20 protein-coding genes are annotated in these 22,658 nt (G+C 66.5%); 12 read left to right on the top strand and 8 right to left on the bottom strand.

Annotation, left to right across the window (positions count from 1 at the left end; translation table 11 throughout):
• The first annotated feature begins 109 nt into the window (after positions 1 to 109).
• Positions 110 to 2,200, top strand: coding sequence for a VTT domain-containing protein (locus FAZ97_RS14975; RefSeq protein ID WP_158759272.1), 2,091 nt, complete (start codon positions 110 to 112; stop codon positions 2,198 to 2,200).
• A 16-nt stretch (positions 2,201 to 2,216) separates the two neighbouring features.
• Here the strand turns inward: FAZ97_RS14975 and FAZ97_RS14970 are convergent, their stop codons facing one another.
• Positions 2,217 to 2,489: a hypothetical protein gene (locus FAZ97_RS14970; protein WP_112171020.1), complete on the bottom strand. Its 273-nt coding sequence runs from the start codon at positions 2,487 to 2,489 to the stop codon at positions 2,217 to 2,219.
• 139 nt (positions 2,490 to 2,628) lie between these two features.
• On the opposite strand from FAZ97_RS14970, the gene FAZ97_RS14965 reads away from it, so the two are divergent.
• Positions 2,629 to 3,714, top strand: a complete 1,086-nt coding sequence (locus FAZ97_RS14965; protein WP_158759271.1) for a Dyp-type peroxidase — start codon at positions 2,629 to 2,631, stop codon at positions 3,712 to 3,714.
• Positions 3,707 to 4,507, top strand: a complete 801-nt coding sequence (locus tag FAZ97_RS14960; protein WP_158759270.1) for a family 1 encapsulin nanocompartment shell protein — start codon at positions 3,707 to 3,709, stop codon at positions 4,505 to 4,507. The genes FAZ97_RS14965 and FAZ97_RS14960 overlap by 8 nt, the downstream gene beginning before the upstream one ends.
• A gap of 81 nt (positions 4,508 to 4,588) precedes the next feature.
• Here FAZ97_RS14960 and FAZ97_RS14955 read toward each other — a convergent pair whose 3' ends face one another.
• Complete coding sequence (locus FAZ97_RS14955; protein ID WP_158759269.1) at positions 4,589 to 6,850, bottom strand: TonB-dependent receptor; 2,262 nt, start codon at positions 6,848 to 6,850, stop codon at positions 4,589 to 4,591.
• A gap of 258 nt (positions 6,851 to 7,108) precedes the next feature.
• Here FAZ97_RS14955 and ppnP point away from each other — a divergent pair, with 258 nt between their 5' ends.
• Complete coding sequence (gene ppnP / locus FAZ97_RS14950) at positions 7,109 to 7,429, top strand: pyrimidine/purine nucleoside phosphorylase (RefSeq protein WP_158759268.1); 321 nt, start codon at positions 7,109 to 7,111, stop codon at positions 7,427 to 7,429.
• A 163-nt stretch (positions 7,430 to 7,592) separates the two neighbouring features.
• On the top strand, positions 7,593 to 8,981 hold the full coding sequence (locus tag FAZ97_RS14945; protein ID WP_233271759.1) for a chloride channel protein: 1,389 nt from the start codon (positions 7,593 to 7,595) through the stop codon (positions 8,979 to 8,981).
• A gap of 4 nt (positions 8,982 to 8,985) precedes the next feature.
• On the opposite strand, the gene FAZ97_RS14940 is transcribed toward FAZ97_RS14945, so the two are convergent.
• The 4 genes from FAZ97_RS14940 to FAZ97_RS14925 form a co-directional block, all read right to left on the bottom strand.
• Positions 8,986 to 10,134 (bottom strand): enoyl-CoA hydratase/isomerase family protein, encoded by a 1,149-nt coding sequence (locus FAZ97_RS14940; RefSeq protein ID WP_158759266.1) that lies wholly within the window; start codon positions 10,132 to 10,134, stop codon positions 8,986 to 8,988.
• Positions 10,135 to 10,137: 3 nt separating this feature from the next.
• Positions 10,138 to 10,923, bottom strand: coding sequence for an enoyl-CoA hydratase (locus FAZ97_RS14935; protein ID WP_158759265.1), 786 nt, complete (start codon positions 10,921 to 10,923; stop codon positions 10,138 to 10,140).
• Positions 10,924 to 10,942: 19 nt separating this feature from the next.
• Positions 10,943 to 12,655, bottom strand: coding sequence for an AMP-binding protein (locus FAZ97_RS14930; RefSeq protein WP_158759264.1), 1,713 nt, complete (start codon positions 12,653 to 12,655; stop codon positions 10,943 to 10,945).
• A 114-nt stretch (positions 12,656 to 12,769) separates the two neighbouring features.
• Entirely contained in the window at positions 12,770 to 13,903 is a 1,134-nt protein-coding gene (locus FAZ97_RS14925) for an acyl-CoA dehydrogenase family protein (RefSeq protein ID WP_158759263.1), read from the bottom strand.
• A gap of 226 nt (positions 13,904 to 14,129) precedes the next feature.
• Between FAZ97_RS14925 and FAZ97_RS14920 the strand changes: the two genes are divergently transcribed.
• The 4 genes from FAZ97_RS14920 (at position 14,130) to FAZ97_RS14905 (ending at position 17,832) form a co-directional block, all read left to right on the top strand.
• On the top strand, positions 14,130 to 15,128 hold the full coding sequence (locus tag FAZ97_RS14920) for an AraC family transcriptional regulator (RefSeq protein ID WP_407671840.1): 999 nt from the start codon (positions 14,130 to 14,132) through the stop codon (positions 15,126 to 15,128).
• Positions 15,129 to 15,201: 73 nt separating this feature from the next.
• Positions 15,202 to 15,471: a DUF4148 domain-containing protein gene (locus FAZ97_RS14915; protein WP_158759261.1), complete on the top strand. Its 270-nt coding sequence runs from the start codon at positions 15,202 to 15,204 to the stop codon at positions 15,469 to 15,471.
• Between the two features lie 344 nt (positions 15,472 to 15,815).
• On the top strand, positions 15,816 to 17,117 hold the full coding sequence (locus FAZ97_RS14910; protein WP_158759260.1) for an NCS2 family permease: 1,302 nt from the start codon (positions 15,816 to 15,818) through the stop codon (positions 17,115 to 17,117).
• 181 nt (positions 17,118 to 17,298) lie between these two features.
• The gene (locus FAZ97_RS14905) at positions 17,299 to 17,832 is read left to right on the top strand and encodes a cytochrome b (protein ID WP_158759259.1); all 534 of its coding nucleotides are present in this window, start codon (positions 17,299 to 17,301) and stop codon (positions 17,830 to 17,832) included.
• A gap of 96 nt (positions 17,833 to 17,928) precedes the next feature.
• Here FAZ97_RS14905 and FAZ97_RS14900 read toward each other — a convergent pair whose 3' ends face one another.
• Both FAZ97_RS14900 and FAZ97_RS14895 read right to left on the bottom strand, forming a co-directional pair.
• The gene (locus FAZ97_RS14900; protein ID WP_158759258.1) at positions 17,929 to 18,219 is read right to left on the bottom strand and encodes a DUF1488 family protein; all 291 of its coding nucleotides are present in this window, start codon (positions 18,217 to 18,219) and stop codon (positions 17,929 to 17,931) included.
• 352 nt (positions 18,220 to 18,571) lie between these two features.
• On the bottom strand, positions 18,572 to 18,793 hold the full coding sequence (locus FAZ97_RS14895; protein ID WP_158759257.1) for a DUF2964 family protein: 222 nt from the start codon (positions 18,791 to 18,793) through the stop codon (positions 18,572 to 18,574).
• Positions 18,794 to 19,081: 288 nt separating this feature from the next.
• Here FAZ97_RS14895 and FAZ97_RS14890 point away from each other — a divergent pair, with 288 nt between their 5' ends.
• The 3 genes from FAZ97_RS14890 to FAZ97_RS14880 all read left to right on the top strand — a co-directional run bounded on the left by FAZ97_RS14890 (position 19,082) and on the right by FAZ97_RS14880 (position 22,592).
• On the top strand, positions 19,082 to 21,037 hold the full coding sequence (locus tag FAZ97_RS14890) for a sigma-54-dependent Fis family transcriptional regulator (protein ID WP_158759256.1): 1,956 nt from the start codon (positions 19,082 to 19,084) through the stop codon (positions 21,035 to 21,037).
• An 89-nt stretch (positions 21,038 to 21,126) separates the two neighbouring features.
• Positions 21,127 to 22,269, top strand: coding sequence for a VIT1/CCC1 transporter family protein (locus FAZ97_RS14885; RefSeq protein WP_158759255.1), 1,143 nt, complete (start codon positions 21,127 to 21,129; stop codon positions 22,267 to 22,269).
• Entirely contained in the window at positions 22,266 to 22,592 is a 327-nt protein-coding gene (locus FAZ97_RS14880; RefSeq protein ID WP_233271758.1) for a 2Fe-2S iron-sulfur cluster-binding protein, read from the top strand. Before FAZ97_RS14885 ends, FAZ97_RS14880 begins: the two co-directional genes overlap by 4 nt.
• Positions 22,593 to 22,658: the final 66 nt, after the last annotated feature.

Here is a 22,658-nt window from a genome sequence, read left to right as displayed (position 1 = left end):
CGCGCAATTGCGGCGCCGGTTATAGTGCGCATGGGACGCGGCGCGCAACCGGGCGCACCGCGCGCCGCCCGATCAACCGCAGCCACGCCCGTACCCAGCCGCCCCACTCATGGAGCACGCCTACGATCATCTGCTGCACCTGCTCGCCGCGCACGCAACGTGGACGCTCGCCTTTGTCGTGGTCGCCGCTTTCCTCGAATCGCTCGCGTTCATCGGCACGTTCGTTCCCGGCAGCACGGCGATGTTCATTGCGGGCGCGTTCGCAGCCACGGGCACGATCAACCTGGGCTGGCTCTTCGTCTGCGCCATTGCCGGCGCCGTGGCCGGCGACGGCGTGAGCTTCTGGATCGGCCATCGCTACCGCAACTCGCTTGGCCAGATGTGGCCGTTCAGCCGCCACCCCGGCATTCTCGAACGCGCGCAAGCCTACTTCGTGAGCCACGGCACGCGCAGCGTGATCCTCGCGCGCTTCATCGCGCCGCTGCGCGCCGTGGTGCCGATCGTCGCGGGCATGGCCGGCATGAAGCCCATGCGCTTCTTCATGATGAACGTGATCTCCGCGCTCATCTGGGCCCCCGCGCATATCGTGCCCGGCGTGGTGTTCGGCGCATCGCTCCAGCTCGCGGGCGCGGTGTCGTTCCGGCTCGTGGTCGTCATCGGCATCGTTGCGCTCGCGGTATGGCTCATCTGGCGCTTCGTGCGCATGCTGCTCCTGCACATCGACAACTGGGCCGGCGCGTCGCGGCGCAGCGCGGCGCAGTGGGCGGCGCAGCATCCCGGGCGCGCCTCGAAGCGTCTCGCCCGCCTGCTCGATCCCGCGCAGCCCGCGCTCGGCCCGGTCATCGTGATCACCGGCCTCGTGCCGGTATGCGCCGCCGTGTTTTCCTATGTGCTCGGCAACGTGCTGCGCGGCGCGCCGCTCGTGCAGCTCGACCAGTCCGTGCGCCAGTTCCTGCAGTCGGTCCACACCACGTGGGCCGATGCGACGCTCGCGCGCGTCGAGACGCTCGGCAGCACCTGGACGCTGGCGGCGCTCGTCGCGACGATGGCCGTGTGGATGGTGCTGGAGCGGCGTTGGCGCACCATCGCTTACTGGATGATCGCGGCCGCCGTTTCGCAGCTGCTGATCCTCATCCTGCGCTTCGTGATCCACCATACGACGCCCGGCGGCGGCCAGGCCATCGAAGCCTATGTGTTCCCGAGCGACCGCGTGGCGTCGATGGTGATCGTCTACGGCTTCGTGATGTTCCTGCTCGTGCGCCGCGCGAGCATGCTGGAGGCCGCGCTCGTCGCCGCGCTCGGCAACGCGATCATCGTCTCCGTCGCGTTCGCGGGGCTCTACTTCGACCGCTTCCTGTTCTCGGACGCCATCGGCGGCGCAGCCTTCGCCGCGATCTGGGTGGCGATCGTCGTGCTCACCTCGCTCTGGCGCTACCCCAAGCGGCCGCCGCAACGCGCGTATGTGCCGCCCATCGTGCTCGTCGTGCTGGTCGTCGCGGTGCTCCTGCAGACGGTACCCGCTGGACGCACGCCGGCGCCGCCCACGACCGCCACGGCGGCGCCGCCCGTCGTCATCACGCAACTGCAGTGGAGCGACTCGCTGTGGAGGACGTTTGCGTGCTATCGCTTCGACATGAAAGGCGCGCGCCGCGAGCCGATGACGATCCAGTGGGCCGCGAGCGCCGAAGACCTGCGCACGGCCCTGCGCGACGCGGGCTGGGCCGAGGGCCCGCAGATCTCGGTGCGAAGCGTGCTTTCGCTCGTCGCACCGAACGTGGATGTGATGTCGCTGCCGCTGCTGCCGAAGCTGAACAACGGCCTGCCCTCGCCGCTCGTGTTCGCCCGCGCGCGCCTGACCGACGGGCGCGACGCCGTGGAAGAAAAGGCCGCGCCGGGCAGCCGTCGGGACGTGCTGCGCTTCTGGCCATCGGGCTACGCGCTCGCGCCGCGGCATGCTGGAAGCAGCAACGGCGACGGCAAGGCAGACGGCGGCGAGCCCACGCCGATCTGGGTCGGCTCGCTCGTGCACGAGCGTCTGCGCCGCGGCTCCTGGCCGTTCAATGTGGTGACGAGCTATCCCGACGACGCTCTCGACCTCAGCGCCCCCGGCCAGCCGGCTGGCTGGCGCACGCTCGCGCTGCCGGGCCAGGCGGGCTGCGAGGGGCGGCCCGTGAAGCTGGTGGTGCAGGGCGGCCGCTGAGAGGGGAATTGAAAGCTCAGGCGGTGCTCTCGGCCCAGCTTCCCGTGGCATGAAAGCGGTCGATGCGCTTGCGCGCGTCGGCGTAGGCGGCGTCGAGCGCGGCGTCGGAACCGGTGTAGTTGCGCATCATGTCGTGAAAGCGCACGCTGCGCCCTTCGACATGGGCATCGGCGCCGTGGCGGCAGATGTAGCCGCTGTAGTGGAACAGCGGCTCGGGCGAGCGCGGCCCGAACGCCGGAATCGGCAGCACCCAGATCTCGAAGCCTTCATGCTCGGTGTGGTCCCACATGGTGTGTCTCCATCTCGACATGATGCTCAGTATCCTCGCACGTCTGGCCGCTCGCCGGCAAACGGCCCTTTTCCCCGAGTTTGGCTAAACTATGCGGGCACAGCAAAACTAACCCGACTCGCAAGCGATACCCCACATCATGACGCCGGCCTCTCTCACGCAGGAACCGCAGTCCGTCTCCAGCGCCGTCACGCGCAACGCCTTCTTCATCGTGGCCACCGTCAACGAAGACGCCGCAAGCCGCGCCACCGTGCGCGCCTGGTGCGCCGACGTCGCCAACCTCGTGCGCGCGGTGGGCAAGCGCGTGCCCGCAGGCAACCTCTCATGCGTGGTGGGCTTTTCGTCCGACGCATGGGACAAGCTGTTCGGCGAGCCACGCCCGGCCGGGCTGCATCCGTTCCGCGAATTCGGCACGGGCGAGCGCAAGGCAATCGCCACGCCCGGCGACATCCTGCTGCACATCCGCGCCGACGAAACCGACCTCTGCTTCGAACTGGCCACCCAGCTCATGACGCGCCTGGAAGGCGCGGTCACAACGGTGGACGAAGTGCACGGCTTTCGCAACTTCGACATGCGCGCGATGATCGGCTTCGTCGACGGCACCGAAAATCCCACGGGCAACGAAGCCGTTCATTTCACGGTGATCGGCGAAAACGAAGATCCGGAATTCTGCGGCGGCAGCTACGTGCTCGTCCAAAAGTACCTGCACGACATGAAAGGCTGGAACGCGCTTTCCGTGGAGGCCCAGGAGCACATCATCGGGCGCACCAAGCTCCAGGACATCGAACTGGACGAAGCCGTGAAGCCGAGCTGGTCGCACAGCTCGCTCACCACGCTCGAAGACGACGCGGGCAACGAGATCAAGATCCTGCGCGACAACATGCCGTTCGGGCGGCCCGGCTCGGCCGAATTCGGCACCTACTTCATCGGCTACGCGCGCTCGCCCGAGCCGATCGAACAGATGCTCGAAAACATGTTCGTCGGCCTGCCGCCCGGCAACTACGACCGGCTGCTCGACTTCAGCCGCGCTGTCACGGGCGGCCTGTTCTTCGTGCCTTCGCAGCCGCTGCTCGAAGCGCTCGCCGAAGTCGACCCGGGCGCCGCGCCCACCATCGAGGTGAGCGCAGCGAAACCATCGGAAACAGAATCCGAGCCTGCCGCCGCGCCGAGCGCGGACGGCTCGCTCGCCATCGGATCCCTCAAAGGAGCACCCCGGTATGAATAACCTCCATCGCGAGCTGGCGCCCATTTCCACGGCCGCGTGGTCGCAAATCGAAGAAGAAGTCGCGCGCACCTTCAAGCGCTCGCTCGCGGGCCGCCGCGTCGTGGACGTCGAGGGCCCCGGCGGCCCGGCGCTCGCCGCAATCGGCACCGGCCACCAGAACGGCATCGAAGCGCCGCTGGAAGGCATCCGCGCGCGCCAGCGCGAAGTGAAGGCGATCGTGGAATTGCGCGTGCCGTTCGAGCTTTCGCGCGACGCCATCGACGACGTGGAGCGCGGCGCGGAGGACTCCGACTGGCAGCCGGCCAAGGAAGCGGCCACGCGCCTTGCGTTCGCGGAAGACCGCGCGATCTTCGACGGCTACACGGCTGCGCAGATCACGGGCATTCGCGAAGGCTCGTCGAACCCGATTCTGCCGTTGCCGGCCGATATCGCCGACTACCCCACGGTCATCGCCAAGGCGCTCGAGCAGTTGCGTCTGCAAGGCGTGGACGGTCCGTACACGGTGCTGCTCGGCTCCGATGCCTATACGGCGGTGAGCGAAGCGAGCGACCAGGGTTATCCGGTTCTCGAGCACATTCGCCGCCTCGTGAACGGCGAGATCATCTGGGCGCCGGCGATTGAAGGCGGCGCGATCCTGAGCACGCGTGGCGGCGATTTCGCGCTCCACCTCGGGCAGGATGTGTCGATCGGGTATTCGTCGCACGACGACAAGAGCGTGAAGCTCTATCTGCAAGAGAGCTTTACGTTCCTGATGCTGACTTCCGAGGCCTCGGTGGCGGTGAAGCCTGAGTGAGGCCGCACTGATTATCGCAGGCCACGAAAAAGGGGCGCTCCGTTACGAGCGCCCCTTTTTTTCATGCCAGGCTTTTAGTGATCACTGATAGAAGTTCACCGTCACGACCGCCGAGCGGCCCGGCGCCCAGGTGGCGTAAATCGGGTACGCACTCTGGTAGTACTCCTTGTCGAAGATGTTGTTCACATTGAGCTGCAGATCGATCTTCTTCGACACGCGCCACGTAGCCGAAGCATCGAAGCGCGCATAGCCCGGCGTCCATTTGCGCGAGGTCGCCGAAACCGACGCATACGTGAGGCTCGAAACCGTTGCGCCCGCACCCACCGTGAGCTTCGGCAACACGTCGTAGCTCGTCCACAGCGTGAAGTTGTGCTTGGGCACCATCACCATCGGCAGGCCGGAGAGCGCCGGGCTCGCCGGGCCGGCATCGGTCGTGATCGCATCGAGATACGAGTAGCCGCCGAACACGGACCACTTGTTCGTCACGTTGCCCGCGAAGCCAAACTCGAAGCCGCGCACGCGCTGCGAGCCCGCGTTGATCGTGCCGCCCAGGCCGTCGCTCACGCGCGCGTTGGTCTTCTCGGTCTGGAACAACGCCGTGGTGAGCGAGAGGCGCTGGTCGAGCACGTCCCACTTCGCGCCCACTTCGATATTGCGCGAACGCTCGGGCGCGAGATCCTTGTTGGTCGCCGTGATCTGGTCCGTGCCGCCGCCGAGGCCCGAATTCGAGCCCGGCGGATTCGCCGAGGTGCCGTACGAGGTATAGAGGCTCAGGTTCGGCACCGGCTTGAAGACGAGGCCGAACTGGTAGCTGAAGAGATTCGACGTGTTCGACAGATCGGCCACGCCCGCTTGCTGCGCGGTTACGTCATAGCGGTCGAAACGCAAGCCCGCGTTGAAGATCCAGCGCTCGGAAAGCTGCACGCTGTCGAACATGTACGCCGAAGCGGTATTCGTCTGCGTGTGCGTGGCAGGTCCCGGGAAGCTCTTGTCGCCGTTCAGGACGATCCTGCCCGTCCACGGATTGTCCGGGTTCCAGTTATTGATCGACGCGCAGTTGTACGCGACCGAGCACGGGCCGCCCGAGCGGATATTGTTGCCCGCCGAATCGGTCACGAGATAGCCCTCGTAAAGGTCCTGCTCGTGGCTGAATTCCACGCCCGCTGTGAACGTGTGGCGCATGCCGTAGAGGTCGAACTTGCCGGTCGCTTCGGTCTGGTTCCCGACGCTATTGGTCGCGTACTTGCCGCTCTTGGCTTGCAGGCTCAGGATGTTCGAGGTCGCGTTCGTCAACTGCGGATTGGTCGCGACATAGTCGAGCGTCGAGCGGCCGAACATCGTCGTGTTCTTGATCTTCCACGCGTCGTTGATGCGGTGCTCCACCTTCACTTCGCCCGTATCGGTCTGGCCGTAGCGGTAATCGCGCGTATTCAGGCCGTAGAACTGGCTGCGATTGGACGACACCGGCGTGCCGCCCGTCGAGCGGAACGGCACGCTGAAGTCGGGCATGTCGTAGGTGTTCAGGTGGTAGTAGCTCACCGTGACCGTGGTCGGCGAGTTCAGGCCGAACGCGATCGAGGGCGCCACGCCCCAGCGCTTGCTGTACACGTCGGTGCGGCCCGCCTGGTCGGCGTCGTGGCCCATGGCGTTCAGGCGGAACGCGGTGGTGTCGTTGAGCGTCTGGTTCCAGTCGATGGTGGCGCGCTTGTAGCTATCGGTGCCAAGGCCCACGCTGCCGTTGATGAAGTTGTCGGCCTGCGGCGTTTTCGTCGTGATGTCGATGCTGCCGCCTACCGAACCGCGCCCGGCATACACGGAGTCCGGGCCCTTGATGACGCTGATGTTCTGCACATCGAAGGTTTCGCGGTTCTGCACGCCAGAGTCGCGCATGCCGTCCACGAAGATCGAATTGCGCGACTCGAAGCCGCGAATCACCGGGCGATCGGCGGACGGATTCGCCGCTGCGTCGCCGCCGAGGAACGTGATGCCGGGCACCGTGCGCAGCGCGTCCTGGAACGTCGTGACGTTCTTCTCCTTGAGCACTTCTTCGGGAATCACCGTGACCGAGCGCGGCGTGTCGATGAGCGGCGCGGTGAACTTGTACGAGTCGAGCGCCTTGGTCTGCATGTCGGAAGGCGCCGAAACGACCTTCACGGCGGGCAGCGTGCTTTCCGCGGCGGCGCTGGACGAGGCCGGCGATGCTGCCACCGCGCTCGCGGCAGCGGCCGCGTCGGCGGCTGGCGCGGTTTGCGCATGAACGAGAGGCGAGGCGAAGAAGCCGGAGCAATAGAGCGCAGCGACGGAGGCGATGGCGCGCATCCGCGTCGGGAAATGGACGGACATGAGTGAGCGAGTTGGTCGGCGAATTGTCGTATTTACGAATGCACATCATTCTCATTCGTCATTGCGATTGTAATAACTTGTTATATGTTTGTAAATATTCAATGAACAATTCGTAGCCCGGCCCGGGAACCCGGGTCCGTGCGACGCGCAGGAGCCAGGCCCCCGCCTCGCCCGACTGCCGGTATGATGGCGGCCTCACCGTGGACGACGCGTCGTCCCGGCGCCCGGTTTCATTCACGAAGACAGAGGAAGACCGCCATGACGGCAGCAGCACAATTCGACCAGGTTTCCGTAATCAAACGCGCCAATGTCTACTTCGACGGCAAGTGCGTTTCGCACACCGTGCTGTTCGCCGACGGCTCGCGCAAGACGCTCGGCGTGATCCTGCCGGGCACGCTGAACTTCGGCACCGACGCCGCCGAGTTGATGGAAGTGCAAGCCGGCCGGTGCCGCATCCGCCTGGAAGGCACCGACGAGTGGAAAACCTACAGCGCCGGCGAGTCGTTCTCGGTGCCGGGCAAGAGCCGCTTCGATATCGACGTGATCGAGACGCTCGACTACGTTTGCAGCTACCTGTAAGCGCTTAAGCCTTGCCAAACGCCCGCCGCGCGACTCGCGGCGGGCGTTTTCGTTTTTGCCAGGTGTGCCGGCGCGCTGATCGCGCTGGACGCGCCGCCCATAAGCCCTCGCTACAATGAGCGCCAGCCCGTCGCCCCGCGACTTTCACGCTCGCCTTTCCGCCGTGTCATCCCTCGATCCCCTTCCCGCGCCGCGCCCTCGCGCCAACGCCGATCGTCCGCCGCCGCGCAGCCCGCTTGCCACGCTCGCGATCGTGACCGTGCTCACCGGCATCGGCGCGGGCCTCGGCGGCATGCTGCTCGCGCTGCTGCTGCACGCGATCCAGCACGTCGCTTACGGCTACGGTGCGGGGCATATCGTCGGAGCGGAGAGCTTTCTGCAGGGCGTGACGGATACCGCGCCCTGGCGACGCGTGGCCGTGCTCGTGGCCTGCGGGTTGATCGGCGGATGCGGATGGTGGGCGCTCTATCGCTACGCGCGTGAGCTGGTGAGCATCAACGCAGCGATCAAGCCGGGCGGCAAGCGCATGCCCATTTTCGCGACCACCGTGCACGCTTTACTGCAGATCGTGACCGTCGCGATGGGTTCGCCACTCGGGCGCGAAGTCGCGCCGCGCGAGATCGGCGCCATATTCGCGAGCTGGCTCGCGAAGCGCACGGGTCTCACTGCGGCGGAACGCCGTGTGATGATTGCGTGCGGGGCGGGCGCTGGGCTCGCGGCGGTCTACAACGTGCCGCTGGGCGGCGCGGTATTCGTGCTCGAAGTGCTGCTCGGCACGTTCGGCTGGTCGGTGGTGGTGCCGGCCATCACCACCTCGGCCATTGCGGCCGTGATCGCATGGATCGGTCTTGGCGACGAGCAGCAATACCACGTGCCGCCTTACGGCATCAATGCACAGCTCGTGGTGTGGTCGGTGCTCTGCGGGCCGTTGTTCGGCGCAGCCGCGCACGGCTTCTCGCGCGTGACGAGCCGCGCGAGAGAGGCGTCGTCGAAGGACTGGCGGCTGCCGCTCTATACGCTCGTGAATTTCGCGGGCATCGGCCTGCTGGCCATCTGGTTTCCACAGTTGCTCGGCAACGGCAAGGGCCCGGCTGGCCTGAGCTTCGACGACAACCTCGGCATCGGGCTCGCGGCCACGCTGCTCGTGTTGCGCGTGTTCATCACGACGACCACGCTGCGCGCGGGCGCCAAGGGCGGCCTGCTCACGCCGGGACTCGCGAACGGCGCGCTGCTTGCGATCGTGATCGCCGGGCTGGTGAATCACGTGTGGCCTGGTCTTTCGCCGGGCGCCTTTGCGATCGTCGGCGCGGGAGCGTTTCTCGCGTCGTCAATGCAGATGCCCGTTACCGCGACCGTGCTGATACTCGAATTCACGCACGTGAATCACGATCTGGCGATTCCGTTGCTGCTCGCCGTGGCAGGTTCCGTCGCCACGCTGCGGCTGCTTGCGCGCACGCCGCGTCCTTCTCACGGCGCGCCAATGGTCGGCGCCGAGCGCGAGTTGCGCCTCGCGGCGCTACGCGAGCCGTCGGCGCGCGAGTCGTCCGACTAAAGCGTTATTTGCCGAGGTCCGCCAGCGGATGCGCCTCGGCGCGCCACGGCGAGGCCAGGAAGTGCTGCACGCGTTCGGCGCGCACTTCGACGAGCGTGGCGGGCGCCCAGCGCGGCCTGCGGTCCTTGTCGACGAGATGCGCGCGCACGCCTTCGCAGAAGTCGCCTTCCTCGATCGCCCGGCCCACGATGCCAAGCTCCATGCGAAAGCACTCGGCGAGCGTCATCTGGCGGCCGCGCAACAGCGCTTCGCGCGTGACTTCGAGCATCGTCGGCGAGTATTGCGTGAGCGCTTCGAGCGTAGCTTCGAGCCACGCATGCTCCGCTTGCGAACGGTCGTGTTCGAGGTCGCCGCGCAGCGAGGCCACGATCTGCTCGACACGCAGGCGGCGATCGAAGTGCCGCACGATGAGCGGCGTGAATGTTGCGAGCGCGCCGTCGTCAGCCTCGTGACACGGCGCGACGAACACTTCGCGCAAAGAGGCATGCACATCGCCTGACCATTGCGCGGCCAGAAGACGCGCCTCGTAGCCATCGAGCCATTCACCCTGCACGCAGGCATCCGCGAGACCGCAATGCACCGCATCCGCGCCGCTGAGCATCGCGCCGGTCAAGCCCACGTATAGCGCCATCTCCACCGGCATCTGCGCGAGGAAGTGCGTCGCGCCTACATCGGGCAGCAAGCCGATACGCGTTTCCGGCATGGCGATCTTCGTGCGCGACGTGACCACGCGCAACGACGCGGCCTGGCCGAGACCCATGCCGCCGCCCATCGTCACGCCGTCGAGCAGCGCGACGAGCGGCTTGGAAAACGTATGCAGCGCGTAATCGAGGCGATATTCGTCGATGAAGAATTGCTGCCAGCCGTTTGCGCCTTCACGCGCTTTCTCGCGCGCCAGCTGGTAAATCGCGCGCACGTCGCCGCCCGCGCAAAAGCCTTTCGGGCCCGCCCCTTCCAGCACGAGCGCGACGATGCCGTCGTCCGTGCGCACGCGTTCCAGCAGCACGGCCAGTTCGCGCACCATGGCATGCGAAAGCGCATTGAGCGCAGCCGGACGATTGAGCGTGACGATCGCCACACGATTGACTACGCGAAACAGCACATCTTTTTCGACTTCCGTTGTCGTGTGTGCGGAAGCGGGTATTGCATTCATTGCTTAGCTCTCCGTTTCAATATGCCAGTGCGGCTTGCGCTTTTCCAGAAACGCATTGACGCCTTCACGCTGATTGGGCGAGTCGAACAGATCGACGAAGCGCTCGCGCTCCACAGCGAGCGCCGCGCCGCGCGGCACGCCGTCGCGTGATTGATGGATCAGCGACTTGCTGAAGGTGACCGCTTGCGGGCTCAAGCCCGCGACACGCGCGGCCATGGCGAGCGCGGCCTCGCGCGCGCCGCCCGTTGCGACGACTTCCTCCACGAGACCGATGCGCAGCGCCGTTTGCGCGTTCACACGCTCACCCGTGAGGATGATGCGTTTGGCCCAGCCTTCGCCGACGAGCCAGGGCAGGGTTTGCGTGCCGCAGCCAGAGGGCAGCAACCCCACGGCGGGCTCGGGCAGCGCGAGTTGTGCGTGCTCCTCGGCAATGCGGATATCGCACGCAAGCGCGCATTCCAGGCCGCCGCCCATGGCATAGCCGTTGATCGCAGCGATGACCACGGGCCGCGCCTTCTGGAGCGCCTCGAATGCCGCGCCGAATGCGCTCGCCGCGGTGCGCGCGACCTCACGATCGCCACCCGCGAAAGCATTGAGGTCGGCGCCCGCACTAAAAAACTTCGGCCCGCTGCCAGTGATGACGACGGCGCGCACCTGCGGTTCGCGGTCGAACGCCTCGATGACCTGCTGAAGCTGCCGCAAGCCGTCGATCGTAAAGGCATTCGCGGGAGGCCGCGAAAGCGTGAGCAGGGCCACCGCGCCCTCGTGCGCGTACTCGAACTCGATCATTTCGGACTCCGTGTGGATATCAGCGCAACTCGGGAAAATCCTCTTCCCAGTACTCGTCGGGCTGGCGCGCGGGTTCGGCGCTGCGCTCCATTTCGCGGCGGCGCAACTCCACGCGGCGGATCTTGCCCGAGATGGTCTTCGGCAGGTCGCTGAACTGCAGGCGGCGAATGCGCTTGTACGGCGCGAGCTTTTCACGCGAGAAGCGGAACACTTCGCGGGCGAGTTCGGGGCCCGCTTCGAAGCCCTGACGCACGATGACGAAGGCCTTCGGCACCGAGAGACGCAGCTCGTCCGGGCTTGGCACGACCGCCGCCTCGGCGATCGCCTCGTGCTCGATCAGCACGCTTTCCAGCTCGAACGGGCTCAGGCGGTAATCGGAGGACTTGAACACGTCGTCGGCGCGGCCCACGTAGACGTAATAGCCGTCGTCACGGCGCAGCGCCACGTCGGACGTGTGGTAGTAGCCGTTGCGCATGGCGTATTCGCTCGCCTTCGCGTTGTTCGCGTAGCCCGTCATGAGGCCGAGCGGTCGGTGTGCGAGCGGTAGTGCGATCTCGCCTTCGCTCGCGGGATGGTCGTCGGCATCGACGAGCTCCACGCGGTAGCCGGGCAGCGGGCGCCCCATCGAGCCCGCCACCACGGGCTGGCCCGGCGAATTGCCGATCTGGCAGGTTGTTTCGGTCTGGCCGTACCCGTCGCGGATCGTGATGCCCCACGCGTGACGCACGCGCTCGATGATCTCGGGGTTCAGCGGCTCGCCCGCGCCCACGATCTCGCGCAGCTTCACCGCGTACGTTGCAAGCGGCTCCTGCACGAGCATGCGCCACACCGTGGGCGGCGCGCACAGCGTGGTCACGCCGCATTTCACGAGCGCGGCGAGCGTGTCTTTCGGCACGAAACGCGCGTAGTTGTAAACGAACACGCACGCCTGCGCATTCCAGGGCGCGAAGAAGCAGCTCCACGCGTGCTTGGCCCAGCCCGGCGAACTGATGTTCCAGTGGATGTCGCCCGGCATGAGGCCGATCCAGTACATCGTCGAAAGGTGGCCTACGGGGTAGCTCTCGTGCGTGTGCTCGACGAGCTTGGGCTTCGAGGTCGTGCCCGAGGTGAAATACAGCAGGAGCGGGTCGCTCGCGCGCGTCGGGCCGTCGGGTTCGAAGGCGGCGCTCGCGTCGTACGCGCGCGAGAGATCGATCCAGCCTTCACACGCGTTGGGCGCCGCGCCTACCGCAATGCGCTTCACGCTTTTATCGAGCGTATCGAATTTGCCGAGTTCGGCGGCGTCCACCACGACGTAGCGCGCGCCGCCCGTTTCCACGCGCTCGCGCACATCGTCGGGCGAGAGTTGCGTCGTGGCGGGCAGCACGATCGCGCCGAGCTTCATCGCCGCCAGCATCACGTCCCACAGTTCGACGCGATTGGGCAGCATCAACAGCAGACGGTCGCCGCGCGCCACGCCTTGCTCACGCAGGAAGTTCGCCATGCGCGACGAGCGCTCGGACATCTGCGCGAACGAATAACGCGTGCCGCCGTTCGAGAGGTCGTCGACGATCCAGAGCGCCGGGTTGTCGTTGCCGCGCGCCATCACGTCGAAGTAGTCGAGCGCCCAGTTGAACGTGTCGAGCTTCGGCCACGCGAACGCGTCGTAAGCGCGTGCATAGTCGGTGCGGTGACGCAGCAGCAGTTCGCGTGCGTCGATGAAGGCCTGTGCGGAAGGGGTGAACCCGGTCATCGTCGTCTCCTGTCGAGCCGGAGTTGGTGCTTTAGCGCTTACTCCGGTCCCATGCAAAGCAGTCACATCGGCGCATACGCGCGCTTATTTTTGATTTGCCATCCTCACTACTGATTACAGCTGCCGTGCAATCACCATCCGCTGCACTTCGCTCGTGCCTTCGTAAATCTGCGTGATGCGTGCATCGCGATAGTGACGCTCCACCGGATAGTCGTTCAAAAAGCCGTAGCCGCCGTGAATCTGAATGGCGTGCGAACACACTTCCTCGGCCATTTCGGAGGCATAGAGCTTAGCTTGGGAAGCCTCGGAAAGACACGGCTTGCCGAGCGTTCGCAGCCGTGCCGCGTGATGGACGAGATGCCGCGCGGCGTTGATGCGCGTATGCATGTCCGCGAGCAGGTTGGCCACGCTCTGATGCTTGATGATCGGCTCGCCGAACTGCACGCGTTCGTGCGCATAGGCACGCGCCGCATCGAAGGCCGCGCGCGCGATGCCGAGCGCCTGCGCGGCAATGCCGATGCGTCCGCCTTCGAGATTCGCCAATGCGATCTTCAATCCTTCGCCGCGCTGGCCAAGCAGGTTCGCTTCGGGAATCGCACAGTCCACGAGCGAAATCGGGCAGGTATCCGAAGCACGGATGCCCATCTTCTTCTCGGGCGGCCCGACGTTGAAACCCGGCGTATCGGTCGGCACGATGAACGCGGAAATGCCGCGCTTGCCCGCATCGGGATCGGTCACGGCGAACACGATGGCGATATTCGCGCGCGAACCGTTGGTCACGAACTGCTTGTTGCCATTGAGCACCCACTTGCCGTCGCGCAGTTCGGCGCGCGTGCGCAGGTTGTTCGCCTCGGAGCCCGCCTGCGGCTCGGTCAGGCAGAACGCGCCGATCAGCTCGCCGCTTGCGAGTTTGCCGAGCCAGCGGTCCTTTTGCGCGTCGGTGCCGAACTGCAGGATCGGCCCGCAGCCCACTGAGTTGTGCACGCTCACGAGCGTCGCGCACGAGGCGCAGCCCGCCGCGATCTCCTCCATGGCGAGCGCGTAGGCCACGTAGTCGGTGTACGAGCCACCCTGCTCCTGCGGCACGATCATGCCGAGAAAGCCCAGTTCGCCCAGTTGCTTGACGACCTCGTCGGGCAGCTTGCCGTCGCGGTCCCATTGCGCCGCGTTGGGCGCCAGTTGCTCGCTTGCGAAGTCGCGCGCGGCGTCGCGAATCATGCGCTGGTCGTCGGTGTAGAACTCGTCCATGTCTGTCTCCTTCCTGCGTCTCTTGCGCTTTGCCTTCCACTGTGGCGCGATGCGGCCCCGGCTGCAAGGCTTGCGAAAAGTGTAGGCAGGCAAGCGGCCGTATTCGATGCCCGCCACGCTCAAAGTCGCTGATCGGATTTACCATACTATCCGTAGTAACCCATCGGCAGGCGGCTCCTTGCAATCAATGCGAATCCATACACTGAGCGAAAAAGGCACAATCTCGATGAGCCTCGTGAACGAGACACTCGCGCTGGCGCGCGCGGGCGGACTCGAAATCGCGCCGCTCACGGAGGCCGCCGGCATCGCGCCGGCCATGCTGAGCGCGCCCGAGGCCCGCGTGAGCGCGGCGCAATACGGCCAGTTGTGGTCGGGCATCGCGCGCGCGCTCGACGACGAATTCTTCGGCCAGGATTCGCATGCGATGAAAAGCGGCAGCTTCATCGCCATGACGCACTCGGCGCTTGGCGCCAGCACGGGCCGCCAGGCACTGCAGCGTGCCGTGCACTTCATGCGGCTCGTGCTCGACGACCTGGCGGGCGAGATCGACATCGACGCCACGCGCGTGCGCATCACGCTCTCGCATCGCGCGGGCAAACCCGCGCCGACCCTGTTCGCGTACGCCACCTGGTTCATCCTCGTCTACGGGCTCGTGTGCTGGCTCGTGGGACGGCGCATTCCGCTGCTCGCGGCACGCTTTCGCTGCCCGCAGCCGCACGCCGCGCACGAATACCAGCTCATGCTTTGCGACGACATGACGTTCGACCAGCCGTCTACGTGCTTCGAATTCGCACCCGGCTTTCTCGAACTGCCCGTGATCCAGACCGCCAGCTCGGCACGGGCGTTTCTACGCAACGCGCCGGGCAACTTCGTCGTGAAGTACCGCAATCCGGGCTCGTTCGCGGCGCGTGTGCGGCGTGCGCTGCGTGCACTGCCCGTCGCCGCGTGGCCCGATGCCGACGCCATCGCGCAGCGCCTGAACGTGGCGCCCGCCACGCTGCGCCGGCGCTTGAGCCAGGAGGGCCACAGCTGCCAGTCGATCAAGGACGAATTGCGCCGCGACCTGGCAATTGCGGCGCTGCAGGAGCCGGGCCGCTCTGTCGCCGACGTCGCGGCGGCGGTCGGTTTTGCGGAGCCGAGCGCGTTTCACCGGGCGTTCCGCAAGTGGACCGGACAGCGCCCAACCGATTTCCGCGCGTCACGCGCTCGCGGCAACCGGGCATAGTCTCGATCCACCTTTCGGTTATCGAGATAGCGCCTATAATTTTAGGGATATCCCTAATACGAAAGGCCTTGCCATGAACTCCCTTCCGCGTGTAGCGCTCGGCATACTCGCCGCAGCGTGCTGCTTCGCGTCGGCTGCGGCGGTGGCCCAACCATACGATCCGTCGCAGCCACTCACTCGGGCTCAGGTCCGTGCGGATCTGGTCGAATGGCGGCAGGCGGGCTACGATCCGCTCGACTGGATCGACTATCCGGAAAACGCACAACGCGCGGGCGCGATCGTCGCGCAACGGCGCGCGGCGCGCGCCGGATATGGCGCTCCCGCCGGTCAAATGACGCAGTAATCGCTTGATAGCAGTACGGCCGCAGTCAACCGGCACCGGGCGGCGCAACGCCCGAGGCCTGTGAACCGTTGTGCCCGGCTTGTACCCATTTCCTGTCGCCACGGGCGCATTCGCCGCCCTCATCTACGCTTGCCGCCGCAGCGCGCGCTGTTGTACCCGTTCCACGCTCACAACGGCTTTTCTGCGCTCGGCGGACAATTGTTTACAATCGCGCCCGTAGCCAAACGCTACGGCAGGCGCGCGCGTGAGCACGTCAACGACCTGCCGACGCCAGCCGGCTACGCGCAAGAAACCATACAAACAAGCAGCGAACAACCCGCTCGACTCTCAAGGGCCCGATCTTCATGGACGCCATCAAACGCTATTTCGGTTTCGAAGAAGCAGGCACCAACCTGCGCACCGAACTGCTCGCCGGTTTCACCACTTTCCTCACGATGGCTTACATCATCTTCGTGAACCCGGCCATCCTCGGCGACGCCGGCATGCCGAAGGAAAGCGTATTCGTCGCCACCTGCCTCGTCGCGGCGCTCGCCTCGATCGTCATGGGCCTCTACGCGAACTACCCCATTGCGCTCGCTCCGGGCATGGGCCTGAACGCGTATTTCGCCTATACGGTCGTGAAGGGCATGGGCTTCACCTGGCAAGCGGCGCTCGGCGCGGTGTTCATCTCCGGGTGCCTGTTCTTCATCGTCACGCTGCTGCGCGTGCGCGAAGCCATCGTCAATGGCATTCCGCATTCGATTCGCGTGTCGATCACAGCGGGTATCGGCCTCTTCCTCGCGATCATCTCGCTCAAGACCGCGGGCGTCGTGGTCGGCAGCCCGGCCACGCTCGTCGAACTCGGCAACCTGCACGATCCGCATACGATCCTCGCGATCATCGGCTTCTTCGCGATCGTCACGCTCGACGTGCTGAAGGTGCGCGGCGCGATCCTGATCGGCATCGTGGGCGTCACGGTCCTGTCCTTCTTCTTTGGCGGCAACCAGTTCCACGGCATCTTCTCGCCGCCGCCGTCGATCGCGCCGACGTTCGCGCAACTCGACATCAAGACCGCGCTCTCCACGGGCATTCTCAACGTGGTGCTGGTGTTCTTCCTCGTCGAACTGTTCGACGCGACCGGCACGCTGATGGGCGTGGCCAACCGCGCGGGCCTGCTCGTGCACGGCAAGATGCACCGCCTGAACCGCGCGCTGCTCGCCGATAGCACCGCGATTCTCGCGGGCTCGGTGCTCGGCACCTCGTCGACCACGGCGTATATCGAAAGCGCCTCGGGCGTGCAGGCGGGCGGCCGCACCGGCATGACCGCGCTGACGGTTGCCGTGCTGTTCCTCGCGTGCCTGTTCGTCGCGCCGCTCGCGGGCGTCGTGCCGGGCTACGCCACGGCCCCGGCGCTGCTCTATGTCTCGTGCCTGATGCTGCGCGAACTCGCCGATCTGCCCTGGGACGACGCCACCGAAGTCGTGCCCGCCGCCCTCACGGCGCTCGTCATGCCGTTCACCTACTCGATCGCCAATGGCGTGGCGTTCGGCTTCATCTCGTATGCGGGCCTGAAGCTGCTCGCGGGCCGCGTGCGCGACGTAAAGCTGATCGTGTGGATCATCGCCGCGGTGTTCCTGTTCCGGTTCTTCTATCTCGGCAACGCGTAAAACGCACAAGGGTGGCCTCGAGCCACCCTTTTTTATCGGCACGTGTGCCGGCAACGCGGCACTTTTTCGCCGCCGCCACCCCGCGGAATCAAACTTCCCAGCCGCGTAGCCGCCCCCGCACCGGGCGTCCTCCTTATCATAGGGAAATATCGCCAGATTCCCCGCACAAAGGAGCCGCCACGTGGCAACGTACCCCGCCGCAACCGAACGCTACACGAAGCCCGCCGTCTTCTTTCACTGGGCCACTTTCGTGCTCGTCGCGCTCGCCTATCTCGCGATCGAGGTGCGCGGTCCCAAGGGCACGGACAGCCGCGTGTTCTGGAGCAACGTGCACTTCTGGGCCGGCTCGCTCGTGCTCGCGCTCTCCGTGCTGCGCCTCGCGTGGCGTTTGTGGCGCGGCGCGCCCGCGGACATCGACTCGAACGCGCTGCTGTCGTTTCTCTCGCGCCTCGTGCATCTCGCGCTCTACCTGTTCATTTTCGTGCAGCCGCTGCTCGGCATTTTGATGATCAACGCCGGCGGCCATCCGGTCACGCTCGCAGGGCTCGATCTGCAGATCACACTGGTTGGCCCCGATCCGGCCGCGCGCACGTTCCTGAAAGATGCGCATGTGCTCATCGGCAATCTGTTCTACTGGGTGATCGGGTTGCACGCGCTGGCAGCCATTGCGCATCACGTCGTGTTCCGCGACAACACCCTGCGCCGCATGATCTAGCGGCACGCGCGCAAACGAAGCCGCGCCCCGAAGGGCGCGGCAAGTACATTCAGTTGAACGGAAAGCGCCCGCATCTCGCGGGCGCTTGTGTATTGACTACGCGCTGCCGTGCGCCTGCACGAAACGCACGTAGCCGCTGCGCAGCACGAGACACTGCGCACGTGTTTCAGAGAGCAAACGGCGCGCGCAAGCCTCGATGCGGTCGCGATGATGGTCGAACGCGCTGAGCATGTCTTCGGCGCGCGGCGAAGCCGCCCCGAAGTGGTCTTCCAGCGCCGCCGCCGTGATCAGACACTCCACCCGCTCGCCATCGATCATCGCCGGAAACGCCAAAGTCAGGTCTGGTCCCGAGTACTCGGGCACCTCATTGGGAAACATGATCTGCATGGGAGTCGCCTTTGGTGGAGGGTGAAAAGGCCGCGTCCAACCTTCCCGGGCTGCCCCAACCCAGTGCCTGGGCACATCCCGATCCGGTACGCGCGGAACAACACCAACCCCCGCGAACCACACGTTCGCTTAGGTTGATTTGATTCACTTTAGACGACTTCCCGCCGCCCGCAAGGTCGACGTTGTCACACGCGTGAAATAGCCTGCGAGGCCTTTGGCTAACCCTGTTTTGCGCCCTCTTTTCGCGGCTGCAGCATTCGCTGGCGTTGCGCGCACAAACATCCTCCTCCCGGCCCTGCGCCAACGCGCTGCGCCGGTTACCGCATCGCACCATGCACGCCGCAAGGGCGTGTCAGGATTCGCGATGCCGGTGCTGATCGAGATGTTCGAGGTCTTTTGGGTGCAAGGTGAGCATCACCACGAACGCGACGATCCCAAGGGCCACGGTCAGCATGCCGGACAGCACGACGTTGTTCTCGTCGAAGATCAATCCATCAATCGCATACCCGAGGCCAAAGAGCGCAACGAACGTGGCGAGCACCGCCACCACAATCCTCAATTCGCCGTGCACCATGACGAACTCCGCTACGGAGCGGGCGGCGCCAACCGCAGTTGCCGAAAACGCGCGCCACCGGGGGCGCGACGCGAATGCGCCCTCACCTTCATCATGGCACCCGCTGCAGGAAACTCAAGGCGCAGTTGCGCGGCGCCCGCTCAACCCGGCTTCAACCCGGCTTCAACCCGAATAGGCAGCCGCCGCGGATCCTGTACCATGAACTGCCCCAGAGGCGCCGCCCTTGCAATCGACGCGCATGTCTCATGCTGCGCCGCAGCGTAGCGCCCAAAACGACTGGAGACACGAGTGACCCGACGCCCCGTCACGCCGCACGACGCGGCCCGCGCGGACGCCATCGCGCAGGCTCACGCGCGCTCGCGCGCACTCGGGCTGCGCGCCAGCGAGGCGCCCGAGTTCGACGCACTGGCCGCCGCGGACCTGCGCGAGCTGATCGACACGAACCGCACGCTCTATCACCAGGCGCGTCCCGTGATGGACGCCTTGCATGCGCAGATCGTCGATACGCAGAGCATGGTGCTGCTCACCGACCGCAACGGCGTGATCCTCCATAGCTTCGCCGACAGCGACTTCGTCGAGAAAGCGCAGCGCGTGGCGCTGCGCCCGGGCGTGTCGTGGGCCGAGCAGCATCGCGGCACGAACGCCATCGGCACGGCGCTCGTGGAAGGCCAGCCGACCACGGTGCATGCGGGCGAGCACTTTCTGCGCGCCAATCACATTCTCACCTGCTCGTGCGCGCCGATCGCGGATCCGTACGGACGCACGCTCGGCGCGCTCGACGTGAGCGGCGAGTCGCGCGGCTTTCACAAGCACACGCTCGCGCTCGTGCGCATGTCGGCGCAGATGATCGAGAACCATCTGTTCAACACCGAATTCGCCGATGCCATCCGGCTCCAGTTTCATGCGCGCGCGGAGTTCATTGGTACGTTGTACGAAGGATTAGCCGCCTTCTCGGCCGACGGCACGTTGCTGTGCGCCAACCGCAGCGCCCTGTTCCAGTTCGGCGCGCCGCTCGCCGAACTGCAGCGGCGCGAGTTCGCCGCACTTTTCGGCCAGCCGTTCGCGGCGTTCATGCAGCAGCTCATGCGCGCGAGCGGCGAACCGCTCACGCTCGCGCTGCCAAGCGGCGTGCGCGTGATCGCGCGCGCCACGCCTGGCGCCGCCATGTCGGGCGTCGCAACGCTCGCACGAACCGCCGCGCCCGAAGCCACCCGCGCGCCGTATGCATCCTCGACCGTCCAGGCGAAAGCGCCCGCCGCCGAGACGAGGCCGCAGCCCACGCTCGCCGAACTCGATACGGGCGACGAGCGGCTCGCCGCCGCCCTGCAGCGCGTGGCGCGCGTACGCGGCCGCGACATCCCTGTGCTCGTGCTTGGCCGCACCGGCACCGGCAAGGAATGGCTCGCGCGGGCGCTGCATCGCGATTCGCCGCGCCGCGACGGCCCGTTCGTCGCGCTCAACTGCGCCGCGCTGCCCGACACGCTGATCGAAGCGGAGCTGTTCGGCTACGAGGACGGCGCGTTCACGGGCGCAAAGCGCCGCGGCAGCGCGGGCAAGATCGCGCAGGCGCATGGCGGCACGCTCTTCCTCGACGAGATCGGCGACATGCCGCTCGCGCAACAGGTGCGGCTCATGCGCGTGCTGCAGGAACGCGCCGTCGTGCCGCTCGGCGGCACGCGCGCGGTGCCGGTGGACTTGCGCATCGTCTGCGCGACGCACCGCGATCTGCGCGCGATGATCGCCGAAGGGACATTCCGCGAGGATCTCTACTACCGCATCAACGGCCTCGTCGTCACGCTGCCGCCGCTGGCCGGGCGCACCGACCTCGACGCGCTCGTCGCGCGCATGCTCGAGATCGTGCGGCGCGAAGTGCCGGGCGCGCCCACGCGCCTCACGCCGGCTGTTCGGGCGTGCTTCGCGCGCTGCCGCTGGCCGGGCAATCTGCGTCAGCTCGCCAGCGCGTTGCGCACGGCGGCGATCATGGCCGAAGGCGAAGACGCCATCGACATGGAGCATCTGCCCGAAGACCTCATGCACGATTGCGACCCCGCGAGCGACTGCGCGGAGCCGTCCGGCGATGCCACGGCTGAGGGCCAGGCGAGCGAACCCGCGCGTCTGTCCGTCTGGCAGTCGCGGCTCATCGAAGAGACCCTCGCGCGCCATAGCGGCAATGTTTCGGCGGCGGCTCGCGAACTCGGGCTCGCGCGCAACACGGTCTATCGGCATTTGCGGCAGCGCCGCTGAGCGCACAGGCCGGGCCGGGCCTCGCGCGCGGCTTCTGGCCATAGCGGCGCCAGGGTAAGCTTGAAGGATCGCTTCCCGCATCGCGCCCCATGGCCTCCGCTCAGGAAATCAACCGCTTCCGTCGCAATCTCGCCGACGAACTCGACAGCGCCGCCGTCTACGACACGCTATGCGCGGTAGAGAAAGACGACGAGCGCCGCCGCATCTTCGCCGAACTCGCCGCCTCCGAGCGCGAGCACGCGGGCGTCTGGCGCGACAAGCTCGCGGCCAACGGCGTCACCCCCCGGCCGCACCGGCGCAGCGCGAAGACTCGCCTGCTGCAGGCGCTCACGCGCACCTTTGGTCCTTCGCTCGTACTGCCCACCGTCGCCGCCGCCGAATACGCCGACCGCGACCGCTACGCGCACGAACCCGGCGCCGAGAAGCTTTCCGCCCAGGAACAGCAACATGCCACCATCGTGCAGGCGATCGTCGCGAAAAAGCGCGAGCCCGAACAAGGCCACAGCGACGGCCACGGCGAAGCGATCGGCACGGCCGAGTCGTGGCACAAGAGCGCGACGTCGGGCAATGACCTGCGCGCGGCGGTGCTGGGCGCGAACGACGGTCTCGTCTCGAACTTCTGCCTGATGATGGGTGTGGCGGGTGCGGGCAGCGCCAATCGCACGATTTTGCTCACGGGGCTCGCGGGCCTCGTGGCCGGCGCATGCTCGATGGCGCTCGGCGAATGGCTCTCGGTGACCAACGCGCGCGAGCTGGCGCGCACGCAACTCGCGAAGGAAGCCGACGAGCTCGAACACACGCCCGACGCCGAGCGCAACGAACTCGCGCTCATCTATCAGGCGAAGGGCGTCGAGCCCGAAGAAGCGCGCCGCGTGGCCGCCCAGATCATGCGCAACAAGGACGAGGCGCTCAATACGCTCGCGCGCGAGGAACTCGGCATCGACCCGAAGGAGCTGGGCGGCAATCCGTGGTCGGCCGCCGCTGTATCGTTTTGCCTCTTTTCGCTCGGCGCCGCGTTTCCCACTGCACCGTTCCTGTGGGCGCACGGCGTCACGGCGATCGCGCAGTCGGTCGCGCTGAGCGCGTGCGGGCTCGCCCTCGTCGGCGTGTTCACGTCGCTCTTCAACGGGCGCAGCGCGACCTTTTCGGCGCTGCGGCAGATCGTGATCGGTCTCGCCGCGGCGGCGTTCACAGCGGGCGCGGGACGGCTGCTCGGGGTATCGCTGTCATGAGCGACATGAGCGACGAAGGCTTGCAGGACGGGCCGCCACGCGTGCCCGTCGTTCGTGTGGAGCCGCTGGGGCGCAGCTTCGAAGCGCCGCCCGAGCTGAGCTTGCTCGAAGCGGCGGCGTTCGAGGGAATCCGCCTGCCGCGCATGTGCCGCAACGGCACGTGCCGCGCCTGCCTGTGCCGCGTGGTGAGCGGCGAAGTGAGCTTCACGATCGAGTGGCCCGGATTGAGCCGCGAAGAAAAAGCCGAGGGCTATGTGCTGACCTGCGTGGCCGTCGCGCGCACGGATCTCGTGCTGGACGTGCCGGAGGCGGAAGAGATGTAGCGGCTTGTGAACGGGAGCGCAGATGCAAAACGGCCCGCGAAGCGATGTCGCGGGCCGTTTTTATCG

Origin of the sequence: Paraburkholderia acidiphila, assembly GCF_009789655.1 — a bacterium.
Lineage (GTDB): Bacteria > Pseudomonadota > Gammaproteobacteria > Burkholderiales > Burkholderiaceae > Paraburkholderia > Paraburkholderia acidiphila.
Note: the sequence above shows the minus strand (reverse complement) of the source record. Positions and strands in the feature narration are given on the sequence as shown.